This is a genomic window from Bifidobacterium sp. LH_743, from assembly GCF_056355775.1.
Genome location: NZ_JBKESZ010000014.1, coordinates 1 through 22,274, shown reverse-complemented (window position 1 = coordinate 22,274; position 22,274 = coordinate 1). Strand labels below are relative to the sequence as shown.

Below are 22,274 nucleotides of genomic sequence, written 5' to 3'. Positions count from 1 at the left end.
TCTGGTATGCCGGTTGTCACGCCAGTGGCACGGCCGGTTGGCTACGTTCGGGAGGGATAACCGCTGAAAGCATCTAAGCGGGAAGCCTGCTCCAAGATTAGGATTCCTTGGATCTTCGAGATCCTGTAGCCCGCATGTTGAACACGTGTTTGATAGGCCGGGGGTGGAAGTCCCGTGAGGGATGGAGCCGACCGGTACTAACGGGCGATGGCGACATAACATTCCAACCACTCATGGTGGTTGGTTCCGCGTCTTTCCTGTGCTTCGATCCCAGGCGACAATGAACGCTTGGTGGTCACGATTCGATTCTGATAGGCATTATGCTTGCGTCCACTGTCCGGTTCCCAAACCGCCACCGATAATTTGCCGGAACGGTTTCGTTTCCGTTCCGATTGTCGCAGTTTTGCGGTGGTCATAGCCCTGGTGAGACGCCCGGTCCCATTCCGAACCCGGTAGCTAAGGCCAGGCGCGGCGATGGTACTGCACTCGAGAGGGTGTGGGAGAGTAGCACGCCGCCGCTTTCAACGTCGGGTCCCCCGGTCGAGCCGTTATGGCTCCCGGGGGATTTTTTGTATTCCCGCATGATCCGTCCGCTGGATTGTCGTATCCTAAGCCTTGTCTTCCGGGTTGTTGTGGGGCGCATGTTTCCGGGGCATCCGGTTTTCCTGTCCCGTGTGGTCTTCCCCTCATCCGGGACTTTGTCCCTCCGGGCCTCCCAATTCCAACCGGACCCCTCATGGAGAGCTCCGCAAGACCCTTTTGTCCATCTCCCGCGGGACGCACCGCTCCGGAAAGCCCGATTCGGTATTGGCTTGGAATGAAGATGCGTGGATTTTACCGGCTGAATCAGAAGGTATCATCGGAGGCGTCGCCGGCGTCGGACTGCAGCCAGGCCTGCAATTTCATATGATTGAGTTCGGTGTTCGGATCGTACGTGTCGTCCAGTCTTTCCTGGTACATCGCAACCAATTCGTCGCCGCGGCCGAGCGCCTCCAAAGCGGCCTCCCGAATCGTCTCCCATTCGTACGGTACCACTTCCTCGGGAAACATCACCGTGGTCTGGTTTGGCGTATCGCGTTCCACCAAATCGACGAAATTCAGCAGATCCTGCCATCTTTCGGCGGCGATCAGACGCGCCGCGTACGCGTCCGCAAGCGGCTCGGAAGTATGGTTGTCGCGCAGGAACCGGTCCGCCTCATCGCTGTCGCCACTGATTCTCATCAGATCATGACGCAGAAACTGCACGGCATGGTCGAACTGGTTCTGCGCGGTCTGTGCAAGCTGCCGTTGCGAAAGCAGAGACGGGTCGAGCATCGCAAGATCGTTCAATTCCTCGGGGGAGAGCGCTGACGAATCGTCTGCGACGGAACCATCGCCGTCGTGTGCGGACGAATTCGTCGTATCCGTTTCCTTCGCACCATCCACAACGTCCGTATCCGTGCGGATACCCCGCGATTGCGTGTCGGCGGAGCCATGCATGGCTGCTTCATCCATACCATTGCCATTGCCGGATTTCGCGGCGAAATCACGCATCGCGGCAATGCCCTTATTCAATGCGTCATACGCGAACATGCGCGTGTCATCCCACTGCGCGAAGGAAAGCCCGCAGGACAGCAGCTCCACCATCTGCATGGCATTGAGCCGGAAATCCTCATTGCATGCCACCTGCGTGACCATGCGCAACGCCTGCTCTCCGGTCATCGGGTCGGCATTGCAGGCGACGGCGTCCATGTACACGCGCACAGTCTGGATGAGATCCTTCAGATAGTCGAAGCCCTCGTTGTCGCGGTCGGCCACGTTGCCGACGAAACGCGCGGTCATCTCCACTGCCTTGGTGAGATTGCCGACCGCGTCGAGCCATCGCGTGCTGATCACCGCATTGCCCACCACCGCGTCCACGCCGGACAACGCCTGCGAATCAATCGAGAACGTCGGCATATCGATGCGTGGAATCTCCACGCCGCCATCAGTGCGTTCGGCGGTGGGCACCATGGAGGCGAGTGCGTCGAAATACCACTGCATGGGCATGTTGATGACCATATCGGCGTCGGAAAGGCTTGCGACCGGCACATCGTTGCGGCGCTCGGCGTCCTCCTGACTCGCCTCTCGGATCATGTGGTTCCACAGGAAGGTCGGCCCGTCGAATTCGGCGGAGCTCAGCCACCCGTTGTTGACGTAGTCGATGAGGTCGTCGGCATCCTGCCTGCGATTGAAGCTGCCCATATGCCTGCCTTTGCCTACCTTTCCGTCCCGGAACACGTCATATCGCAATCGGCGGTCCGCATGAAAAGCCGTCGCATTATTTGCGATTCCGCCGCACCAAGTATAAGCGGCGTCGGCTACGTCCTCTTACGGACCTTTTTCCGAACGGAGGATCGCGAGATCAGGAAATAAAGGAAACGTCAAATGGAGAAAAGTGAAACGGTTTGGATACCGTGAGGAAAGAACGGATTATAATCGTCTGCATATAACAGAACATCTTTTTCAGCGCGTCCGGAAGGTTTTCCGGACGCGCTGAACTGTTTTTGGCGCAAAAATGAACGGAGGGCCAACACAAGATGAACGCACGGAAACTGGGTGCGGCGGCGGGAGCCATCGCTTTGATTGTAGGCTTGTTCACGGGGTGCGGCTCATCGGAAGATTCCTCCGGCGCGTCGACGGCCGGCAACTCGGACAGTGGCAAAAGCGTGACATACTCCGTTGCTGACTCGAAGGAATCCATACGCATAGCCTCCGGATCGGAGAACAAGGAAGTGGGCGACGCCGTCAGGCAGGCGGCCGAACAGGCGAACGTGTCGGTGACCGTCGACTATATGGGGTCGCTCGACGTCATGGACGCGCTGCGCAACAAGGGCCATCATGCGGGCCGGGACTACGATGCGGTATGGCCGGCCAGCAGCATGTGGATCACTTTGGGGGATACGGGGCACATCGTCAAGGACCAGATTTCCACGTCCACCACGCCGGTGGTGTTCGGTGTGAAGCGAAGCAAAGCGGAGGCATTGGGCTGGACGAACGCGGACGGTACCACGAAGCCAGTGCCGACGAAGGACATCATGGATGCGGTGAAGGCCAAAAAACTGTCGTTCGCCATGACATCCGCCACGCAGTCGAATTCCGGCGCATCAGCGTATCTGGCTTTCCTGACGGCATTGCGCGGCGGTGATGCGGTGCTCGCCGAAGCCGATCTAGACGACGTGTCGCTGCAATCGTCCGCGAAATCCCTGCTTTCGGGCGTTGACCATTCGTCCGGCTCGTCCGATTGGCTCAAGGACATGCTGGTCAACGATCCGGATTCCCACGATTCGATGGTGAACTACGAATCGCTTGTCATACAGGCCGATAAGAAGCTGACGGCGAACAACAAGGAGCCGTTGCTGGCGATCTATCCTTCCGACGGCATCGCGGTCGCCGATTCGCCGCTCGGCTATGTGGACCGCGGACAAGGCAAGGAACGGGCTTTCTTGCGGTTCAGCAAGGCGATGACGTCGAAAACCGCCAAAAAACTATTCGAGGAGGCGGGGCGCAGAACCGGTGCGAACGGAGCGTTGACGTATGGGAAAGCCGCGAAGGTGAAGGACTCGTTCCGTGGGGAATGGGGCATCGATACGAACGCTTCGGTGCTGAAGACCATCGCCATGCCTTCGTCGGACGTCATCGAACGGGCGCTCGACCTGTACCAGACCGTTCTGCGCAAACCATCCTATACCTTGTGGGTGGTGGACTATTCCGCTTCCATGTCCGGCAAGGGCAAAAGCGGTGCGGTGAAAGGCCTGCAGGCTGCTCTCGACACCGATCAGGCAAGAGCCTCCCACATCGAGCCGGGTGATGACGATGTCAACGTGTTCATTCCGTTCAACGGACAAGCCAAAGTGGAACAGACCGTGAAGGGCAAGCAGACGGCGCCGCTGCTTGCCGCCGGCGAACGGAAGATCGCCACGGGCGACGCCGACGTTTACAACGCGCTGAACGTCGCTTTGCACAACCTGCCCGACGACCGCGACGACTATACGGTGTCGATTGTCCTGCTGACCGACGGCAAATCGAAGACCACGAATCGCGATGAGTTCACGCGACTGTATAAGGCCGAAGGCAAAGGCATTCCGATCTATTCCGTCATGGTCGGTGACGCGGATCGGAGCCAGCTTGACGATCTGGCCAAACTGTCGAACGGCAAGGTATTCGATGGGCGTAACAGCGATTTGAGCGGCGTTTTCCGCGAAGTGAAGGGATACAACTGATTTTGCGGGCGATAGCAAGTGCGTGGCATGCTACCGTTTTGTGTTTCTCCAAGTTGTTGCCTGTATTTCCGTGCATGCTTTCTCTATTGTGAAACGCTGTGTGAAACATGTGTTTTCCAGTGGAAGCATGCTGTGGGGCGCCACTGACAGTTGACTGCCGGTAAAATGGTGCGCGGTGCCGCAATAGGGCGGACGTCTCGGGGCAGACCGAGTCCAATCGAAAAGGAAACCATATGAAGGTCGCAAGCGGCAATATGCTATGGCAGCAGCGTAAACGCAATTGGTGCCGTACTCCATTCACATTCACCGTATACACGCTCACCGATCAGGAGCTGAGTATCAAAACCGGCGTGCTGAACGAGAATTTCAACCTGATCAAACTGTTCCGCATCGTGGATATCAGCGTTGAGCGTACGTTGCTGCAGCGCATATTCGGCCTGAGCACACTGGTGTTGGATACTCGCGACCAGTCGTCCGGCAACGGCACGGTGGCGTTGAAGAACGTGCTGAACGGCTTCGAAGTGCGCAAGGTGCTGCAGGAGGCGGTGGATGCCTCCCGCAGGGTGAACGGCATGTCCGCTCGTGAGTTCCTAGGCGGCCCGTCGGGCTCCGGCTTTGGTCCCGGTCCTAATGATCCGGATTTTGACGGCGACTTTGACGGTCCTGATATGGGCGCTTACGACGACGGGCGCTGAGCAGGCTTTGTGGGTGCAGATCCTTCCGCTTGTGACAACGCATGAGGGCGGTTGGAAGCTATTTGGCTTATTTGTGGCAGGTTGATAAGTCGAAAAGGCTGTTTGGGGGTATGATTTATACCCCCAAACCTTGTTGTAAAGAGAAAGACGTGCCACAAATAAGCGAGATAGCTTGGATGGATGGGTCTAATCTGCCACAAATAAGCGAGATAGACGCAAGGCGGCGGGCTACAACGCGGATTTGCCGGTGAGATGACGGTAGAGTTCCGGATCGACCGGTTTGATGAGCTTGAGTGTGGAAATCACCACCTTTGATTCGCTGCCGTCCTCGCCATGATTCACCGAATTACGTTCCAAAACAGCTTGTGCATATATGTTCCGTTACGTATATGGACAAGCTATTTTGGTTTGTCCTGCAGATCTACGAGCGCGATATGACTATGACGTATATCGCGCTCAGTTGAACTAGGCTTTGTCATTGCTTGGGAAAGCATAGCGTTCTAAAATGCGATCCTTGAACCATTCGGTTCGCCGTTTTATATCGGCAATCGACCACGATGTTTTTTCCTCTATCCTCTCCGATGGAGCTGGAATAGAAGCGTTTAGGCGCAGGCATTCCCTGAGACCGACATATGTTCCATGCTCCTTGAAATCTCGTTTGGACTTGGTGTAATTATCTTCTTCTCGGGAGGGGTGTTCCTTATCTACGAATGGCAGTTGCTTCAAATTGGCGTTGTATGGTGAGAGCGTTAGATTCCCGATAAGATGAACAAACTTTCTCTGGATGGATTCGGCCTGTTCCCTGTCATCCGGTGAAATTGCATCTTTCCAGTAGTCTGGAAGCGGTCCTTCCGGAAGGATATGTTCGATAGTCCAGCGGGGTTGATTTTTCTTGATATATTCATCAAAAGTATCGGGATTGCCTTTGTTGATGAGATTGTTGCCAGGGAGATTCCGTTCAAGATCGATTAATATGAAGCGAGTTGTCTTGGCGTTCTTGTCGTAAATTCCGTCATTGCAGATTGCATTTGCAAAACGATCGTCGGGTTCACTCATTTCTTTGAGCTCGGTAAGTATGCATGCGCTGACATCGTGACCAGTAAGATTTTTGTCTTTGATCATATGGATTAGATTGAGCATCCGAGCCCTGATGTTAGAGGATTTAGGCACAAGTGTGATGTTCCTTCGGACGTAGAATTTGACCAGATTGTCAAGGATGGAACAAAGATCATTGGTGATTTGAAGTTTTTCGGCGTTGCAGAAGAGAAACAGCAAAAGCGGGTAAGCCTGTGAAGATTCAAGTTTGCTTAGACTCTGCAATTTGTTGTCGATTTGTTCATCCGGATAGCTGCTGTCTCCGATGCGTGCGATGCTGGCAAAGACAGAGGCTCGATCGATAAGTGTTTGCAGATAGTTTTCGCCACGCCCGTAGTGCTCGGTTATAAGTTGTTGATATTTTTTGAGAGCTTTGCTTTTCGTTATCGATTGTTTTCCATCGGATTCAAAAGCATCAAAATTGTTAGTGAGGAATTGAGTGGTCAATGTCGTATTGGGATCGCCGCTTTCATCTTCTGAGAAGATACTGGAGAAAGTTGTCCAGCGTTCTACAGCTGTCGCATGATCTTCATTGATCTTTCCCGCTGCTGCAAGGAACTCTCCTTTAAGAAGATCGACTAACGTCAGCGGTAAGCCCTTTGAATTAAGGGATGAGAATACAGTGAATGCCTCACTGAGATCAGGGACGCTGATTTTTAGAGTAGTGGCGCTTACAAGTTTCTTGTAATAGCTATCAATTGCTTGGGGAGTTGCGAAGTGATCCCTATCATTGAAAAGATTGTAAATGAAATGATATCATTTAGGTAGACTGCGATTGCCCCACTTGCCTTGGGGCTTTCCGGTCATGACTCCGAGCATGGCGTTATATATTTCCCTGTCGGTCTCTAACAGGCAGATTCTTGGCTGTTTTGTGTTTTCGTTAAGCAGTTGACGCTTGATGTCCCGCTTCAGGCCAGCCATGTCTTCTATAACGTTATTGGGCAGTGATTCTCCTTCGGGGAGTGACGCAGACCAATTATTAAGACATTCCCAAATCGCTAGTAGGAACAGAGACAAAGTTGTTAATCTTTGTTGACCGTCGATGACATCGCAAAGGTCTGTAGAATCTCCATGGTTGGTGATGAGAAGATTGCCTACGTAATATCCTGGATCTTCTGTGGCGATGTCGTTGAAAAGCTGCTCTATTTGTTCCTCTCTCCAAGAGTAATTTCTTTGATATTCGGGAATTACGTATCCAATGTTGCCCGTGATGGGGAGCAGCTCCGCAAGATTTTTGGATTCAGAAGAGATTTGCATGTTTTCTCCTGGTCTTTGAGAACGACATTGTAGTCAATATGATCTCGCAGAAGCGTCCGAAAACCTAATTAAGGTGTGTTCCCCCTTACAGCGCGGATTTGCCGGTGAGATGACGGTAGAGTTCCGGATCGACCGGTTTGATGAGCTTGAGTGTGGAAACGACCACTTTTGATTCGCTGCCATCCTCGCCATGATTCACTGATTCGCGCACATCATCCAATGCGATCGCATTGCCGACGAAATAGTAGGATTTCTCCTGCTCCTCGGCCTTGCGACGGATGAAGATCGGCACGAAATGACGGTTCCGCCATTCCGGCGTGTGCTCCGTCCCATCCAACAGCCATCGAAATTCATTCGATCTCAACGAACGGTTGTTCTTGCTGAACCATTCGATCTCACTCGGATTGAGGAAACGATCGCCATACTGGCTTGCTTCGTATTTGATAAAGATCGGTAGTGAAGCGGTTTCGGCATCCAGCTTGTACCCGCCGACATTCTGCGGCACCTGCTCCGCGGACCATCCGCACAGGCGCATCACATCGAAAACGCTGTACTTCTCCCCATACAGGAATCCATGATTCTGTCGGATACGATGCTTACGAGCTGATTCCTCCAATGCCAATGCGTTGAACAGTCCAGCTTCGACAGTGTCAGCAAAGAACGTGCGGAACGTGGTCTGTTCAAGCATCGATCTGAACCCATCGGTCAGCCGGTATGATCCATCGTCGCCAATCCGTATCAGAGGCGTCTGCCCGAACCTCCTGTTGTTCGCGGCGATGAAGTAGGAATAATCCAACGTGGAGAACGCCGAACGACATTGCGAATCGCTCCGATCCGCATCCGGGAACAACGCGGAAAGCAATGTCTGCAAATCACGGACCGAAATCGCATGCCGCGAAGCAGTGGTACGGAACACAGCCAAAGCGTCTTCGGAACACCTTGGATCGACCGTCCGCCAATCCAGATCGCACAACGTTGCCAAAACCAGCAACTCATGCGGCCGCAAACCGCGCAGCTGCGTGGCCGTCAGCATTTTCAACACGCCATTCTGCGCATTGGACGTCGGTTCAAGCCGTTCGATATACGAAGCAGTCGCATGCTTTCCACGGGACAGACTCTTTTCTCGGGAACGTACAAACGACAGATAATCGTCATTCTTCGATGCCATGGTGAACACCAATGACGCGTCGCGCCGGGCGAAATCCATAAGCATCGGCACACGTCCCAATTCATAACGCATCTGCTGATACTGCTGGCTCAACAACTTCATATTCGACAAGTCGGCCGTGCCAAGCGAGGCAAGCACGCGCTCGCGGGCGATCTTGTCGAAACTGATGGAGGAGATGCCGATGGTCTCGCGCTGCAGGTTCCTTCGCGCCACATCCCGGTCGCCGGTGTTGCCGTACAGTGCGATCGGGATCAGATAGTTGTTCGCATAATTGCCGATGAAATCGATGACGACCACGCAGTCTTTGCCGCTGGCTTTGCGCAGACCGCGGCCAAGCTGCTGCGTGAAGACGATGCTGGATTTCGTCTGACGCAGCATCACGATTTGGTTGACGTGCGGAATATCCACGCCCTCGTTGAACAGGTCAACGGTGAAGATGTAATCCAATTCGCCGTTTTCCAATTGTGCCGTGGCCTCGTCGCGGGCTGCCTGCGAATCCTCGCCGGTAATGGCCTTCGTACGGTACGGACGTTCCGCCTGCTGATTCATCTGCTGGTTGAACAGGTCAGAAAGCCGTTTCGCCTCCTCGCGCCGGCTGCAGAACACCAGACCCTGCACAGGCGTTCCGGCCTCGCTATAGATCTGGATTTTGTCTATGATATAGCGCACACGATTCGGGTCGGCAAGTTCTTCAAGCCAATGGCTCAGTTCGTTTCGCTCCCGATCGGTCATGGAATCGGCTTTGACATCCTTGTCGGCGAGATTCTCGTCGGGCGCGTCCTGAATGTACTCGTGCACGCCGTAATAGTGGAACGGGCAGAGCATGTTCTCTTCGAGCGCCTTCTGCAAACGGATCTCGTAGGCCACATTATTGCCGAACAGTTCGAAGATGTTCGCACCATCGGTGCGTTCCGGCGTCGCAGTCATGCCGAGCATGAACTCCGGTTCGAAATGGTCGATGATACGCTTGTATGAATCGGCGGCCGCGTGATGCACCTCATCGACGAGAATATAGTCGAACTCGTCTTTTGCGAACCGTGCGAGCGTTTCCGGACGCGACATGGTTTGCACGGTGGCGAACACGTATTTGCGGTCCGATTCCTTGCTGTTGCCGGAAAGCAGGCCAAGTTCGCCCGCTGGGCAGCCGAGCACCTTTTGGAACGATTCCTCGGCCTTTTTGAGTATCTGTTCCTGTTGCGCGATGTACAGCATGCGACGCGGCTTGACCTGTCGCACGTCGAATGCGGATAGGTACGTCTTGCCTGTGCCGGTCGCGGAAATGATGATCGCACGGCTTTCGCCCTGCTTGCGCAGCTGCGCAAGATTCATCAGCGCCTCCACCTGCATGGCGTTCGGCTGGATATCCTGCGATCGCTTCGTTTCCTCGGTTCGCTTGCGATTCGGTTGAAGCGTCGGCGCGTATTTCTTGAAATCCTCTTCGTAAAGTTTTAGCCAGGCGTCGGTGAGCGGCTTCGATTCGCTGATCTGCGATTCGATTTCCTCGGTGAGCTGTTCGGCGAGTCCACTGCTGTCGGCGGTAGCCACTTTGAGGTTCCACTCGCGGTTGGCGTTCAGCGCGTTGACGGTGAGATTCGAACTGCCGACATACGCGGAATACAGCGGCTCCTCGTCCTTTATATGCCGAAAGACGTAGCCCTTGGGATGGTAGGGATAATCGGTGGTGCTTTCAGGGTCATTGGCCTGCCCCGGTTGCCAGACCTGTACTTGGATACCGGTCTCCTGCTGGAGCTTCAGCAATTCCCTGAACGCTTTGGGCGAGTTGAAGTAATTAAACGTCGACGTAATGATCCTACCGGCTCGATGATCGTTGTTATCGGCGAAATCGAGGAAATACTGTTTGAGAACCTGCAATGCGCTTTGGCTGACGAAGGCGACGGACATGTCGAAATCCTGGCTGCGCTGCAGCTCGTCCTTGATGGCATGCTCCATGGTTCGGCCATCATGATTGGCGATCAAAGTGGGCTCATAACGTGCGTCGGAGTTGTCTTTCTTCTTCACGAAACCGGACAGCAACGCCTCCACCAGCGAGGACTCTGGCTGATCGTCCGTGACTGTGGCGGTCATCGCTGCTCCTTTGCGGATTGTGCGGCTCCGCCGGTGAAATCCATGCCGGAAATCAACCGCACCGCCTCACGATCGGCGGGCGCCCAATCCAAATCAGACATTGCCGATGGTTCCACCCAACGAATCTCATGATGCTCAGTCAGATGGGGAGTGCCGCTCAACAGATGGCAGACGAACGAAGTGAGCACGACGGTACCGAAATCGTAATCATAGGAGGATGTGCACACCTCATCCGCGACCTCGACCTCGCACAGCAGCTCCTCTTCGATTTCTCGGTGCAAAGCCTGACAGGCGGTCTCATGCGGTTCGATCTTGCCGCCGGGAAACTCCCAGAATCCTGCGAGAGAACGGCCTTCGCCGCGTTGCGCGCACAGCACCTTACCGTTTTTGACGATGGCCGCGCCGACGACATTGATGGTTTTACGTGGTGCCTGTTGCGATTCATCGGTTGCCATGGTGTGCTCCCTGCGTGGGTTGGTTATATGGCTGTTGCGGCCAGGTCCAGGATACAACGGGGGAAAATGCGCCAGGCCCGAAAGTCATTCATCAAGGAAAACCGGATCGTGGATCTGCTGTGGATCGTGGTAGAAAGTGCCGTCTCCGCCATTGCATGCCGATCATAATCGTTGCTCAAAGCCGTCCGTGTGGACAAGACGATCCGATTGAAAGGAACAAAAATGCTGATGGACGCGTTGATGATATTCAACATGGGCGAAGGAACGCTTTTGGAATGGCATGTTGATTACTGTCAACTGGTCAAAGGCGATGGTACCGAAGAACGTACAGTGGACGGTTTCTCCAGTTTTGGTGAGATTTCACGGTTCATGGCGAGTCATACGCCCCGATCGGTGACTGTGCTGTTCTCCGAGCCGGAATAAAACTGAAATGCGCAGTCAGTATGCGGCAAAATGTGCGACAGGGGGTGTTGTGGATGTGTCACGATTCCGATTTTGGGACGAAATTTTGAATCATGACACAAAGCGGACTTCGCAAGTGCCCCCTAAGTGCGTTTTTCGCGTGATTTTGGGCTGGAAAACGGCATTAGGGGGTATTTGGCGCCGGATGTCTGTCGCACGATTCTAAAAAAGGGCCGAAAAATGGAATTGTGCGACAAATGCGCGGCAAATACGAGACGGATATGCGGCGAGCATTCAGCGAATGTCGATAAGCATTCGACGGAAGTCGGCAAATGCTTACAAATATGTTGCGAATGTTGCGAAGATACGGTAGGTGGGGATGCTGTGTCTTGAATGAGGGCTGCGGGATGGCGTGACCGTGTTGCGAGGGGATTTGCGAGTGGGATTCTGGGAGTGGTATGGAGGGTGTTCTCCACGAACCCCGCAAACCTGCAGAATCACTTGCATTCCCGGGTGAACCAGCAATTTGGGTATCCGGTGCAACCGTAGAACTTGCGTGACGGATCCGAGCCGGCGTGACGCAATCGCAACGCCTCCCCGCAATTCGGGCATTGCGGAGGCAGCTTCACACCACGGAAGATGTTCGGGCAGATCCTGTCATGCAATTCATACATGAACCGCGACGGTCGCGTCTGATCGACCACGAAAAACAGCTTCTTCCTGCAACGCGTCATCGCCACGTAGAACAGGCGACGTTCCTCCGCGTGCGGCATGCGTTCCACTTCCGGCAGCAGCAGGCCGAGCAGCGGTTCTTCGGGAATGGCGCTCGGGAACCCCTTTAATCCGCCGGAACAGCATAGCAGGAACACGAAATCGCGTTGCAGGCCTTTGGATTTGTGCGTGGTCATGAATTCAATGCTCATGTCCGGCTTCTCAAGGAAAACGATATTTCCGGTATGCTCGTCGATTCGGAACAGTTCGTCACGGTCGTTGCGCGACAGCAGATTCAGGTCGCTTCTATAACGTCCCAACATCAGCACCGACGCGGTTTTCGGCAGTTTGCGCAGCTGCTCCACGATCGCGTCGAAGCGCTCCTCCTGCGTGGTTCCGCCAAGCGCTTTCAGCGAATAGTCCTTCTTGTCCGATGGGTTGTGCAGATGTTTGACGTACAGGTTTTTGTCCTGCATGACGAACTTTCCGCTCGCTTCGATGAGGCTCTGCCGGAATCGACGCGTGGTGGTGATCTGGAACATGCGCGTCGGGCCCCAATCGCGCCAGATTTCGGCGAAATCAAGGATGAGGTGGATGTCGCTTCCGGCGAAACGGTAGATCGACTGCCAGTCGTCACCCACGCAGAACAGCGTGAAATCGCTCTGTTCGCGCAATGCGCGGATCAGCTCGTAGCGCGGCCTCGACATGTCCTGGTATTCGTCGATGAGCACGTATTTGTACGGGTGCCGGTAGTCGTTGCGCCGCACGCAACGGATGGCGTCGATGATCATGCCGGGAAAATCGATGCCCTGCGTCGTGCGGAAATTGTCGAGATACGCGGTGTAAAGCGGTTCGATAAGTTGCAGCATCTCACGGTTGCGGCCGACATGCTTGCCGCCGCGCCGCTCGTTGAGCTCGCGCATGCCGTCGACGCCGATATTGTTCTGCCGCATGTGCTGGATGATGGTCTGTGCGTTTTCGATGAGACTCTGCTTGTACTGGTTGAAGTTGTAATCATCCGTCGGCAGTTGGAAATCCTCACGCTTCGCGGCGGTTCCATACTTGCCGAACAGCTCCTTCGACATGAGCTTGAACGCCAGCAGACGGTAGGGGATGTCTTGTTCGAGCAGCCGTTCGAAGGTGGCTCGCACCACGCCGTTCGACGCATGCCCATCGATGATGGGACGTTCTGCGATGGTGGACGCGCGGCAGATTTCCAGACCAAGGCTGTGGAACGTGCATGCGCGGATCGTTTTGCCGGTGCTTGCCGTGATGCGCTGCGACATGTCATCCGCGGATTTCCGGGTGAACGACAGCACGAGGATCTCCTCGGGCGTGGCACGATTCGTGGCGAGCAGCCATGCGATGTAGCCGACGATGGTGGTGGTTTTGCCGGTTCCCGCGCCCGCGAGCACGAGGGTGTTGTGGCCCGCGCCGGCGATCGCGCTGATCTGCTCGTCGCTCAGATCATGCTTTTCGATTTTGCCGATGACCGCGCGCGCCTTATCGATTCGTTCGGCCGGGAGCAGTGGCTGTGGACGGAGCTTCGCCGGCTTTCGCTGTGATTTCTGTGACTGTCCGCGTTGGACGTTGGCGTCGTGCGATCGGGGCTGCCTGCTGGCCGTTGCCGTTGCGTGGGTGCGAGGCTGCGTTGCGTGGGCATGAGGCTGTTGCGCTGTGGGGGCATGCGGTTGCGTTGCGCGTTGCGTCCGTTGCGTGTGTTGCGCGGATTGCGGGACCGGTACGGACTGCGCGGATTGCGGGGCTTGTGCGGACCGCGCGGATTGCGAGGAAGGACGTGACTGCTGGCTTTGCGACGTATCGTCGTCCGTGCCCAGTATGTATTTCAGCGTTCTCAGCAGTCCCATGCCATTCCCTCTCACATCTTTTTCAAGTCGCGCAAAGGGAAATTATAATGTGCGGAGATTCGAATGCGATAGGGAAAGGGAGACGCATGCGCGTGCTGCATACTTCCGATTGGCATATCGGCAGACGGTTCAAAGGCATCGATTTGCTGGATTACCAGCGCAATGCGTTGGAATGGTTGGTTTCGTTGATCGAACATGAACGGGTGGACGTGCTGTGCGTGTCCGGCGACGTGTACGATGCTCCGCGGCCGTCCGCCGAGGCGGTGCGCCTGTTCAACGAAATATTCCAACGGCTTGGATTGATGGAGAGCAACGGGCATCCGCTCCAGATCGTGTTCACGCCCGGCAACCATGATTCCGCGGCGCGACTCGGCTTCGGCTCCGCGCTGATGCGGCCGAACGTGCATATGCGTTGCGATATTGAGGATATCGCCACTCCCGTCCTGGTTGGCTCCGAAGAAAGCGGACGGCTCGCGATCTACACATTGCCGTATCTTGACCCCGACCTGGCGCGTCCCACGCTGCAGGGGCTGCTGGATTCACGAAAGGACCGCCAGGACGACCCCAAAATCGCACGATCGCATGAGGGGGTCATGCGTGCGGCGCTGCGGCTCGTCACCGCCGACCTCGCCGCACGCCGTGCCGCGGATCCTCAACTGAACGCCATACTCATGGCCCACGCCTTCGTATCCGGTGCCACATCCTCCGATTCGGAACGCAACATCACCGTCGGAGGCGTCGACAGTGTGCCCGCGGAGCTCTTCTCCAACTCCGGATTCGACTATCTGGCGCTCGGCCACCTGCACAGGCCGCAGAAAATCACCATCCCGCAACGCTCGCAGGACGAATCGCAATTCCATTTGGACCGCACCCCACAGGCGCGCTACAGCGGATCTCTGCTCGCATACTCGTTCTCCGAATCACAGACGCCACCTGTGGAAGGCAACGGCAAAAGCGTGGTGCTGCTTGATTTCACGGACGGCAAACTCGCCGAGCCGCGCATCATACCCGTCGAATCCGGCGAACCGCCATTCGTGCGAATCGTGGGGACCATGGATGAGATCCTCGGTCCGCTCGCTGAACGATACGGGGACATGTGGGTGTCGGTCACGGCGCAGGTGCCGGAGCTTCCGCACGGCGCATACCGGAAAATCGACCGCGCCTATGCACATGCTTTGGAGAAGAACTTCGACTACTCGCAGCGGAAACAATCGCAAGAAAGCCGGAAAATGGCCGATTTGAAGCGGACGACGGACGAAATGGACGTGCTGCGCGATTTTGTGGAATATTCGATTGGCCGCACGCCTTCTCCGGCGGAGAACGACGTGCTGCGCAAGGCCGTGGAAACGGTTCGCAGGAACGCGGGCAAGGAGGTCGCGCAATGAAACTCATCGCAATGAAATTCCGTGGCATCGGCCCATACAAAGGGGAGTACGCCATCGACTTCGCGGCGCTCACCCGATCGCACATGTTCCTCATCGACGGTGAGACGGGAGCCGGCAAGACCACGCTGCTCGACTGCGTCACCTTCGCGCTGTATGGGTCGATCTCCGGCAATACGGAAGGCAAGAACGGTGCGGGAGACCGCAACAGGCTTCGCTCGCGCTTCCTCGACGGTTCGGCCGACGAAACCTACGTGCATCTGATTTTCGAGGAAAGAGGACATTATTACGCGGTACGCCGCACGCCCGAATACGAGCGGCCGAAACAGCGTGGCGACGGTACGACGAAGCAGAACGCGACCGGCAAGATGATGCGGGTCGCGGATGATTGCGAGACGGCGTTCGCGGCGCTTGTGAAAGACGTCGTCGCCGACGATTCGGACGATTCGGCCTCCGCTGGTTCCGCTGCCGTCGACCGGTATTTCGATTTTCTCGACGAACCGGGCCGCACGATCGCGATCACCTCGCGTGCGGGTGACGTGGCCGTGGAGGTGGAGCGGCTGTTGGGACTGAACCGTGGCCAGTTTTCGAAGACCATCATGCTGGCGCAAGGCCAGTTCTCGCAATTCCTGCGGATGGGCCCGGAGGACCGCACTAATCTGGTGAAGGAATTGTTTGGCGCGGAGGAATATGAGGCCATCCAGGACGAATTGGATGCGATGCGCAAACGGTTCGGCGATGCGGTGGACGGGCAGCGGACCGTATTGACCGAACGGATCCGCGCGGCCCGCGAGAACGCGCAACGAATCGAGCAGCGGCTGGAGGCTGTCGTCGGGCCGCAGATGTCCGGTTCCGACGATTTTGAGGCTTCCGCCGATTCCGATGATTCTAGTGCTTCCGCCGATTCGGATATTCGGGAAACGCAGGATGAGCCGACTGACGGGTGGCGTTGGGGCTTGGACGAATCCGATGCCATCGACGAACCGGCCCGCAGCGAAACCGACATCGTAAAACAGCTGGAAAGCACGATGCGGGACGTGGAATCGGACGCACGCCGGTTGCTGGAACAGGCGGAATCGCAAGTCGGCGAAACGGATGAAAGGCTGGCCGAAGCGAAACGGCGCAACGAAGCCGCATGCGGATTGCGCGAATCGTACGAGCGGACGCGGGACGTGCGCGAACACGCCGATGAGCTGGCAGCCCGCAAACCGGACATCGAGGCGGAAAAACAGCGGATCGTCCAAGCCCGGCAGGCTGCTCCGATCGCGGCGAAACAGGCCGAATGCGAAGCCCTGCGAACGAAACTGGACGACTGTGACGCGCGCATCATGGCCGTCACGAAAACGTTGGCCGATTTCGAGTCGAAGGAAACGCTGCAACAACGGCATCAGGATGCCATTGCCTCGGCCGCTGGCGAGGAGGCGGCGAACAAGGCGCTGGAAATCGCCGAAACACATGCCGAAAACCTCCGAAAGGCCGAGAAGACAGCTGAATTGGCGGAGCGCGCGTCCCAGGAGGTCGAAGCCTGCGAAGCTGCGCAGACCGAGGCACGGCAGGCCTGTGAAGCCTTGCCGGACATGAAGGACGTCGCGTCGCAACTTGAGGAAATCGCCGGAAAACTGGGAGAGCGCGGACAACGGGAAGAGACTCTGGCACAGGCGAAAACGGTGCTTCAACATGCGCGGACGGTCCAAAAGCTGACAGTCCAGGTTTCGGACGCGGAATCCGCGTATGCGGAGGCACAGCAGGCGCGATCGGAATCGGAGAAGGACGTTCGGCACGCTGAGGAATCCTTGCGATTGGCGGGCGCGGCACGATATGCGGAAGGCCTGGCCGAAGGACAGGAGTGTCCGGTGTGCGGCTCGACCACGCACCCCCATCCGGCGGCTCGTCCAGCTGACGCGCTCAGCGAGAAAGCCGTCGAAACGTTGAAAAAACGGGCGTCCGCATGCATCGATCAGGAGTCGAACGCCAAAACGGCGTTGGAAAAGCTACGGGTAAGACTCGATGGTGAACGCGAGCAATCGCACGGACTGGATGTGGCTGCCGCCGAACAGGAAGTCGTGGACGCGCGGGCCGCGTTGGACGGACTCGAAGCGTTGGAACGACGGCAGACCGAGCTCAAAACGCAACGGATACGGATCGACACCGCCGCGAAAACGCTGACGGATGTGCAAAACGCGCTGGCGCAGGCCCGGACCGCCGCGCAGGCCGCCGCCGAACAAGCCGCGACCGCGGCCAAGACCGCGGAGGGCATCACGCAGGACAGCGTGGAGGCCGAACGCAAGAAAGCCATGCGCAGGCAGACGGAGGCGAAAAACAAGGCGCGGGAGGCCGAGGCTTTGGCCGAACGCATCTCGGAACGCGACGAATTGGAACGGAAAACCGTCTCATTGCGGGCCGAACACGACACTTTGACCGAACAGCATGAAACCGCGGAGCAGGCCGTTGCCCGGTTATTGGAAAACAGCGATTTTCCGGACTATGAGACGGCGGCCGCCGCCATGCTGGACGAGAACGGCATCGAACGATTGGAATCGCGGATAGACACGTTCGACAAGGCATGCGCCGCAGCCGACGCCGACATGAAACGGGCGTGCGAGCAATTGGAGGAGCGGCTGGACGTCTGCCGGAAGCTGTTCGACGAAATGCCGCATGAATTGCAGAACTTCACAATCGCGGAAGACGTGCGAAGCGCGCAAAGCGTGCAATCGCAGGAATCCCGGGAATCGCAGGAATCCCGGGAATCGCAAGAAACACGGGAATCGCAGGAAGAGCGGCAGGCGGCGCGACTCTTGCAATCACTCGACTTCACAGCGCTCGCCGAAGCGCGGGACGACGCGTCACGGGCACGCGACGAGGCCATCAGCGCGCAACAGACCGCCCGCAACCTGGATGAGGACCGTGCTGGGATCGCGGAACAGCTCACCAAAGCCGCGGAAAACTGGCGTTCCGGCATGACCGAATTCGCGCCTGTGCGCACCATGGCCCTGCTCGCCACGGCAGGCAAGGACTCACCTTCGGTGCAAAAAGTCTCGCTGGTCACCTTCGCGGTGACCGAACGATTCCGCGACGTGCTCGACCGGGCCAACGAACTGCTCAAGGACATCCACGGCGGCGTCTACGAGCTGCGTCTCGGCACGCATGAGGGACGTGCCGGCGGCAAAACCGGACTGCCGATCGAAGTGTTCGACCGTCGCACCGAACGTTCCACCGAACCAAGCACCCTTTCCGGCGGTGAGACCTTCTTCGTCTCACTGGCGCTGGCCCTCGCGCTCGCGGACGTGATACAGGCGGAAAACGGCGGAATCTCGATGGAAACGCTGTTCATCGACGAAGGCTTCGGCTCGCTTTCGGACGAATACCTGGATGATGTGATGGACGTGCTTGACGGTATCGCCCGTACGCGTGACATCGGCATCATCTCGCACGTGGGACAGCTGAAGGACCGCGTGCACGCGAGGATCTCCGTCTCACGTGTGGACGGGAACGGCGAAAGCCGTTTGACGGTCACGGCGTAGTGCCCGCCGCGGTCCGACGGCCGCGATTGGGACGGACACTACGATTCGAACGGCCGACATGCGGGTTCAAATGGCCGATGCGCGGTCGGTCACGCCTCGAACGGGTACGTGAGCCCCCAATCCGCGCGCAGCGAATCCATGAGCTCCATGATGCGCAACGTGTCGGAATGCGGCATCTCATCGCATTCCGTACGCCCGTCCAATACGGCCCGGGCGGCCGACGCCACCTCGTATTCGTAGCCGGTAAGCTGTGCGGGAACATCGTAATGCGCGGTGACGGCGTGCGTGCCGTCGAACACGTCAATCGCCTCGACATTGTTGATGTTCCGGCAAGTGAGGTACCCTTCCGTGCCCCACACCGCGCCCATGCGGTCGCTATGGCACAGAATCGAGCTTTGCGCGGTGGCCACCACGCCGTTGCGGTAGTGGAACGTCATCGAATCATGCGCGTCGACACCGGTCTTGTAAGGACGCATGGACGATTCGATGCGTTCGATGGGCGCGTTGTGCATGATCATATCGATGAAATTGATCGGATACACGCCGACGTCGAGCAGCGCGCCGCCCGCCAACGCCGGATCGGTGATACGGGCTTTGGCGGTGGTCGGATAGCACAGGTTAGCGTCGATCGCCTGTATCTCGCCGATCACGCCGGAAGCGATGATGTCGTCGATCATCGTGCGCGACGGCATATAACGCGTCCAGATCGCCTCCGTGCACAGCATGCCGGTCTCGTCCGAAACGTCCAGCATGTCGCGTGCCTGGTCCGTGTTCGCGCCGAACGCCTTCTCCACCAGAACGCCCTTGCCGGCGCGCATGCATGCGATCGCCTGCCCGGCATGAAGATTATGGGGAGTGGCGATGTACACCAGATTCACGTTCGGGTCGGCCAATAGATCATCGTATGATCCGTACGACACCGGAAAACCGTATTCCGCGGCGAAATCCGCCGCACGTCCGCCATCGCGCGAAGCGACCGCGTACGGGGCCACCAGATCGCGGTAACGGTCGTCCCGGGCCATTTTCGTTAACGTATCCGCCATGTGCCTTGCGATACGGCCCGCGCCGAGAATCGCCACATTGATCTGCGCCATGAATGCTCCTTGCATGCTTCGTTTTTTTGTTCGCTTCGTCCGTCGATCGTCGGAAAGCCACATTGCTACGACCAGCGTACGCCATCCAGGCGCTGACACGCGCCGGAATGGGAGCGCGGGAGGCGTGCGTCGTCGAGGATCGCCGGTCGACAGATTCCGCGTGCGCGCGTTGATCGGCCCTTCTGCCCATAATGGAATGCCGTGACGGCAGGACATCGCAAACGGACCGGGCAAAAAGCCGGAACCGGAGAATCCCGGAGAACCGCGAAAACGGGCGGGCCGGAGAAGAAACCGGAGAAATACGAGCGTGGCACGCGCAGCTACACCATGTCCCACATCCGCGGCAAGGACACGTCCATAGAACGTATGGTGCGCAGTTTCCTGTTCGCCAAGGGTTTGCGATTCCGCAAAAACGACAAACGGTACCCCGGCCATCCGGACGTGGTGCTGCCGAAATACCATACGATGGTGTTCGTCAACGGCTGCTTCTGGCACATGCACGAAGGATGCCCGAAATCCGCGCGCATACCGAAATCGAACGTGGAATTCTGGACCGCCAAACTGCTGCGCAACCGTGAACGCGACATGCGGCAGCACGCCGAACTCGAAGCAAACGGATGGAACGTCATCGTGGTCTGGGAATGCGAACTCGGCAAAAAGACGCGCGACGAACGATTGGAACGCCTCTACCACGAAATCGTGGACGAATGGAATGCAAGACAGGCCGAGACTCATGCCGGAATTCCACTGATCGAAGCCGATCCGAATCGGCTGGTGAGCGACATCGAACGGCGTGACGCGGAACGTGGTAGAAACGGAAGCATGGGAAACACTGAAAACAGCGCGCGGCCGCAGATGTCGCATCGCGCGCAGATCGCCAATCCGTTCCGCGCCATGGTCTTTGGAGCCATGGCCGATGAGATGATCGCCAACGGCACCGACGTCGTCAAACTGAGCCTGGGCGAGCCGGACTTCGGCGCCCCGCCGGCCGTACGCGACGCCATGCGCGAACAGTACGACGGACGTCCGCTGCCGTACACCGCCGCGATGGGCCTGCCCGAACTGCGCCAGGCGATCTCCGACTTCTACCGCGACCGCCACCACGTGGACGTCGACCCGAAGCGCATCGCCATCACCGCGGGCGGTTCCACGGCACTGCTGCTGTCCGCCGCGCTGACGGTCAACGAAGGCGACGAAGTGCTCATCGCCGACCCGTCATACCCCTGCAACCGAGAGCTGGTGCGTGCGTTCGGCGGCAAGGTCGTGGACGTGCCGACATCCGCGGCGACCCGCTTCCATCTGACGCCGGAACTGTGCAAGGAATACTGGTCGGACCACACCAAGGCTGTCATGATCACCTCGCCGTCCAACCCGACCGGCACCACCATCGCCTTCGACACGCTCAAAGCGGTGTGCGACCTGGCCCGTGAACGCGGCGCGTGGCGCATCGTCGACGAAACCTACCTCGACCTGGCCGACCGCGAACCGGACGGATCCGAAGTGAAATCGGTGCTCGCCTGCGATCCGGACGCCATCGTATGCTCCAGCTTCTCCAAGTTCTTCGGCATGACCGGCTGGAGGCTAGGCTGGATGGTCGTGCCCGAATACGCGCTTGAGGCCATGGACGACCTCGCCACCAACTTCTTCCTGTGCGCGCATACACCGACCCAGCATGCGGCGCTCGCCTGCTTCACGCCGGAAACGCTCGCCGTATGCGAGGAACGCCGTCAGGAGCTGCTGGAACGCCGCCGCATCGTGGTGGACGGCCTGTCCGAGATCGGACTGCCGTTGGAAGTCGAGCCGAACGGCGCGTTCTATGCGTATTTCAACATCTCCAGCACCGGTCTCGACGCGTGGACGTTCTGCGAACGCGCGTTGAAGGAGGCGCATGTCGCTTTGACCCCGGGCCGCGATTTCGGCGAGGCGACCGCCGACACGCATGTGCGTCTGTCGTACGCGGCCTCCCGTGAAGCGTTGCGCGAGGGCCTGAAGAGAATCGGCGATTTCGTGGCCAAGCTGCGCGGCTGACCTGCGTTTCCCCCGGAGCATTCCGCCGGAATGGTCACATTGTGGTCATTCCCGTCTGTTCCGGGAAGCACGCGCTTATGGTGCCGTCTCAGTGGGAAGGGGTGCACGACACCCCTTCCTTGCGAATTCTTGGATTCGTTTGATCGATGATGAGGGCAGTCCTACTGAACCGCACCCCGATTGTTGGACTGAAGAAATTCAGATTCAATGATCGGAGGTGCGGTTCTTTCGTATGCGCGAGGATCGAAGGAAACACTACGACGACGGGTTCC

General features: G+C 57.5%; 13 protein-coding genes, 2 rRNA genes and 1 pseudogene. 9 read left to right on the top strand and 7 right to left on the bottom strand.

Translation table 11 applies throughout. The annotated features are described in order from the left end of the window. Window positions 1-220: ribosomal RNA gene (locus AC1ATL_RS10435) — 23S ribosomal RNA — on the top strand; the annotation flags it as partial. Window positions 221-404: 184 nt separating this feature from the next. After that, window positions 405-521 (top strand): 5S ribosomal RNA (rrf, locus tag AC1ATL_RS10430). Window positions 522-846: 325 nt separating this feature from the next. On the opposite strand, the gene AC1ATL_RS10425 is transcribed toward rrf, so the two are convergent. Beyond that, a complete protein-coding gene (locus tag AC1ATL_RS10425; protein WP_476570169.1) occupies window positions 847-2,223 on the bottom strand; it encodes a DUF6880 family protein in 1,377 nt (458 codons plus the stop codon). Window positions 2,224-2,558: 335 nt separating this feature from the next. Here AC1ATL_RS10425 and AC1ATL_RS10420 point away from each other — a divergent pair, with 335 nt between their 5' ends. Then, window positions 2,559-4,241 (top strand): vWA domain-containing protein, encoded by a 1,683-nt coding sequence (locus tag AC1ATL_RS10420; RefSeq protein ID WP_476570168.1) that lies wholly within the window; start codon window positions 2,559-2,561, stop codon window positions 4,239-4,241. Between the two features lie 233 nt (window positions 4,242-4,474). Next, a complete protein-coding gene (locus AC1ATL_RS10415; RefSeq protein ID WP_476570167.1) occupies window positions 4,475-4,936 on the top strand; it encodes a PH domain-containing protein in 462 nt (153 codons plus the stop codon). 465 nt (window positions 4,937-5,401) lie between these two features. Here the strand turns inward: AC1ATL_RS10415 and AC1ATL_RS10410 are convergent, their stop codons facing one another. The 4 genes from AC1ATL_RS10410 to AC1ATL_RS10395 all read right to left on the bottom strand — a co-directional run bounded on the left by AC1ATL_RS10410 (window position 5,402) and on the right by AC1ATL_RS10395 (window position 10,996). Further along, entirely contained in the window at window positions 5,402-6,478 is a 1,077-nt protein-coding gene (locus tag AC1ATL_RS10410; RefSeq protein WP_476570166.1) for an HNH endonuclease family protein, read from the bottom strand. 309 nt (window positions 6,479-6,787) lie between these two features. Beyond that, on the bottom strand, window positions 6,788-7,288 hold the full coding sequence (locus tag AC1ATL_RS10405) for a DUF262 domain-containing protein (protein WP_476570165.1): 501 nt from the start codon (window positions 7,286-7,288) through the stop codon (window positions 6,788-6,790). 85 nt (window positions 7,289-7,373) lie between these two features. After that, window positions 7,374-10,541: a DEAD/DEAH box helicase gene (locus AC1ATL_RS10400; RefSeq protein WP_476570164.1), complete on the bottom strand. Its 3,168-nt coding sequence runs from the start codon at window positions 10,539-10,541 to the stop codon at window positions 7,374-7,376. Then, window positions 10,538-10,996 carry a (deoxy)nucleoside triphosphate pyrophosphohydrolase gene (locus AC1ATL_RS10395; RefSeq protein WP_476570163.1) on the bottom strand — a complete coding sequence of 153 codons (459 nt, stop codon included), beginning with the start codon at window positions 10,994-10,996 and terminating at the stop codon, window positions 10,538-10,540. The genes AC1ATL_RS10400 and AC1ATL_RS10395 overlap by 4 nt, the downstream gene beginning before the upstream one ends. Before the next feature lie 222 nt (window positions 10,997-11,218). On the opposite strand from AC1ATL_RS10395, the gene AC1ATL_RS10390 reads away from it, so the two are divergent. Next, window positions 11,219-11,419, top strand: coding sequence for a hypothetical protein (locus tag AC1ATL_RS10390; protein WP_476570162.1), 201 nt, complete (start codon window positions 11,219-11,221; stop codon window positions 11,417-11,419). Between the two features lie 476 nt (window positions 11,420-11,895). Here AC1ATL_RS10390 and AC1ATL_RS10385 read toward each other — a convergent pair whose 3' ends face one another. Next, entirely contained in the window at window positions 11,896-13,977 is a 2,082-nt protein-coding gene (locus AC1ATL_RS10385) for a UvrD-helicase domain-containing protein (RefSeq protein ID WP_476570161.1), read from the bottom strand. 86 nt (window positions 13,978-14,063) lie between these two features. Here AC1ATL_RS10385 and AC1ATL_RS10380 point away from each other — a divergent pair, with 86 nt between their 5' ends. Beyond that, on the top strand, window positions 14,064-15,362 hold the full coding sequence (locus AC1ATL_RS10380) for a metallophosphoesterase family protein (RefSeq protein WP_476570160.1): 1,299 nt from the start codon (window positions 14,064-14,066) through the stop codon (window positions 15,360-15,362). Continuing rightward, window positions 15,359-18,880, top strand: a complete 3,522-nt coding sequence (locus AC1ATL_RS10375) for an AAA family ATPase (RefSeq protein WP_476570159.1) — start codon at window positions 15,359-15,361, stop codon at window positions 18,878-18,880. Before AC1ATL_RS10380 ends, AC1ATL_RS10375 begins: the two co-directional genes overlap by 4 nt. An 89-nt stretch (window positions 18,881-18,969) precedes the next feature. On the opposite strand, the gene AC1ATL_RS10370 is transcribed toward AC1ATL_RS10375, so the two are convergent. Continuing rightward, window positions 18,970-19,974: a Gfo/Idh/MocA family protein gene (locus AC1ATL_RS10370; protein ID WP_476570158.1), complete on the bottom strand. Its 1,005-nt coding sequence runs from the start codon at window positions 19,972-19,974 to the stop codon at window positions 18,970-18,972. 201 nt (window positions 19,975-20,175) lie between these two features. On the opposite strand from AC1ATL_RS10370, the pseudogene AC1ATL_RS10365 reads away from it, so the two are divergent. Together AC1ATL_RS10365 and AC1ATL_RS10360 are read left to right on the top strand one after the other, a co-directional pair. Further along, a pseudogene (locus AC1ATL_RS10365) lies at window positions 20,176-20,682 on the top strand (very short patch repair endonuclease); the annotation flags it as partial. 114 nt (window positions 20,683-20,796) lie between these two features. Next, window positions 20,797-22,002: a pyridoxal phosphate-dependent aminotransferase gene (locus AC1ATL_RS10360; protein WP_476570170.1), complete on the top strand. Its 1,206-nt coding sequence runs from the start codon at window positions 20,797-20,799 to the stop codon at window positions 22,000-22,002. Window positions 22,003-22,274 lie beyond the last annotated feature (272 nt).

Excerpts from the sequence above, each read along its gene's own strand:
- AC1ATL_RS10425 (WP_476570169.1), bottom strand. The coding sequence starts at position 2,223 with ATGGGCAGCTTCAATCGCAGGCAGGATGCCGACGACCTCATCGACTAC.
- AC1ATL_RS10420 (WP_476570168.1), top strand. The coding sequence starts at position 2,559 with ATGAACGCACGGAAACTGGGTGCGGCGGCGGGAGCCATCGCTTTGATT.
- AC1ATL_RS10415 (WP_476570167.1), top strand. The coding sequence starts at position 4,475 with ATGAAGGTCGCAAGCGGCAATATGCTATGGCAGCAGCGTAAACGCAAT.
- AC1ATL_RS10405 (WP_476570165.1), bottom strand. The coding sequence starts at position 7,288 with ATGCAAATCTCTTCTGAATCCAAAAATCTTGCGGAGCTGCTCCCCATC.
- AC1ATL_RS10400 (WP_476570164.1), bottom strand. The coding sequence starts at position 10,541 with ATGACCGCCACAGTCACGGACGATCAGCCAGAGTCCTCGCTGGTGGAG.
- AC1ATL_RS10395 (WP_476570163.1), bottom strand. The coding sequence starts at position 10,996 with ATGGCAACCGATGAATCGCAACAGGCACCACGTAAAACCATCAATGTC.
- AC1ATL_RS10390 (WP_476570162.1), top strand. The coding sequence starts at position 11,219 with ATGCTGATGGACGCGTTGATGATATTCAACATGGGCGAAGGAACGCTT.
- AC1ATL_RS10385 (WP_476570161.1), bottom strand. The coding sequence starts at position 13,977 with ATGGGACTGCTGAGAACGCTGAAATACATACTGGGCACGGACGACGAT.
- AC1ATL_RS10380 (WP_476570160.1), top strand. The coding sequence starts at position 14,064 with ATGCGCGTGCTGCATACTTCCGATTGGCATATCGGCAGACGGTTCAAA.
- AC1ATL_RS10375 (WP_476570159.1), top strand. The coding sequence starts at position 15,359 with ATGAAACTCATCGCAATGAAATTCCGTGGCATCGGCCCATACAAAGGG.
- AC1ATL_RS10370 (WP_476570158.1), bottom strand. The coding sequence starts at position 19,974 with ATGGCGCAGATCAATGTGGCGATTCTCGGCGCGGGCCGTATCGCAAGG.
- AC1ATL_RS10360 (WP_476570170.1), top strand. The coding sequence starts at position 20,797 with ATGGGAAACACTGAAAACAGCGCGCGGCCGCAGATGTCGCATCGCGCG.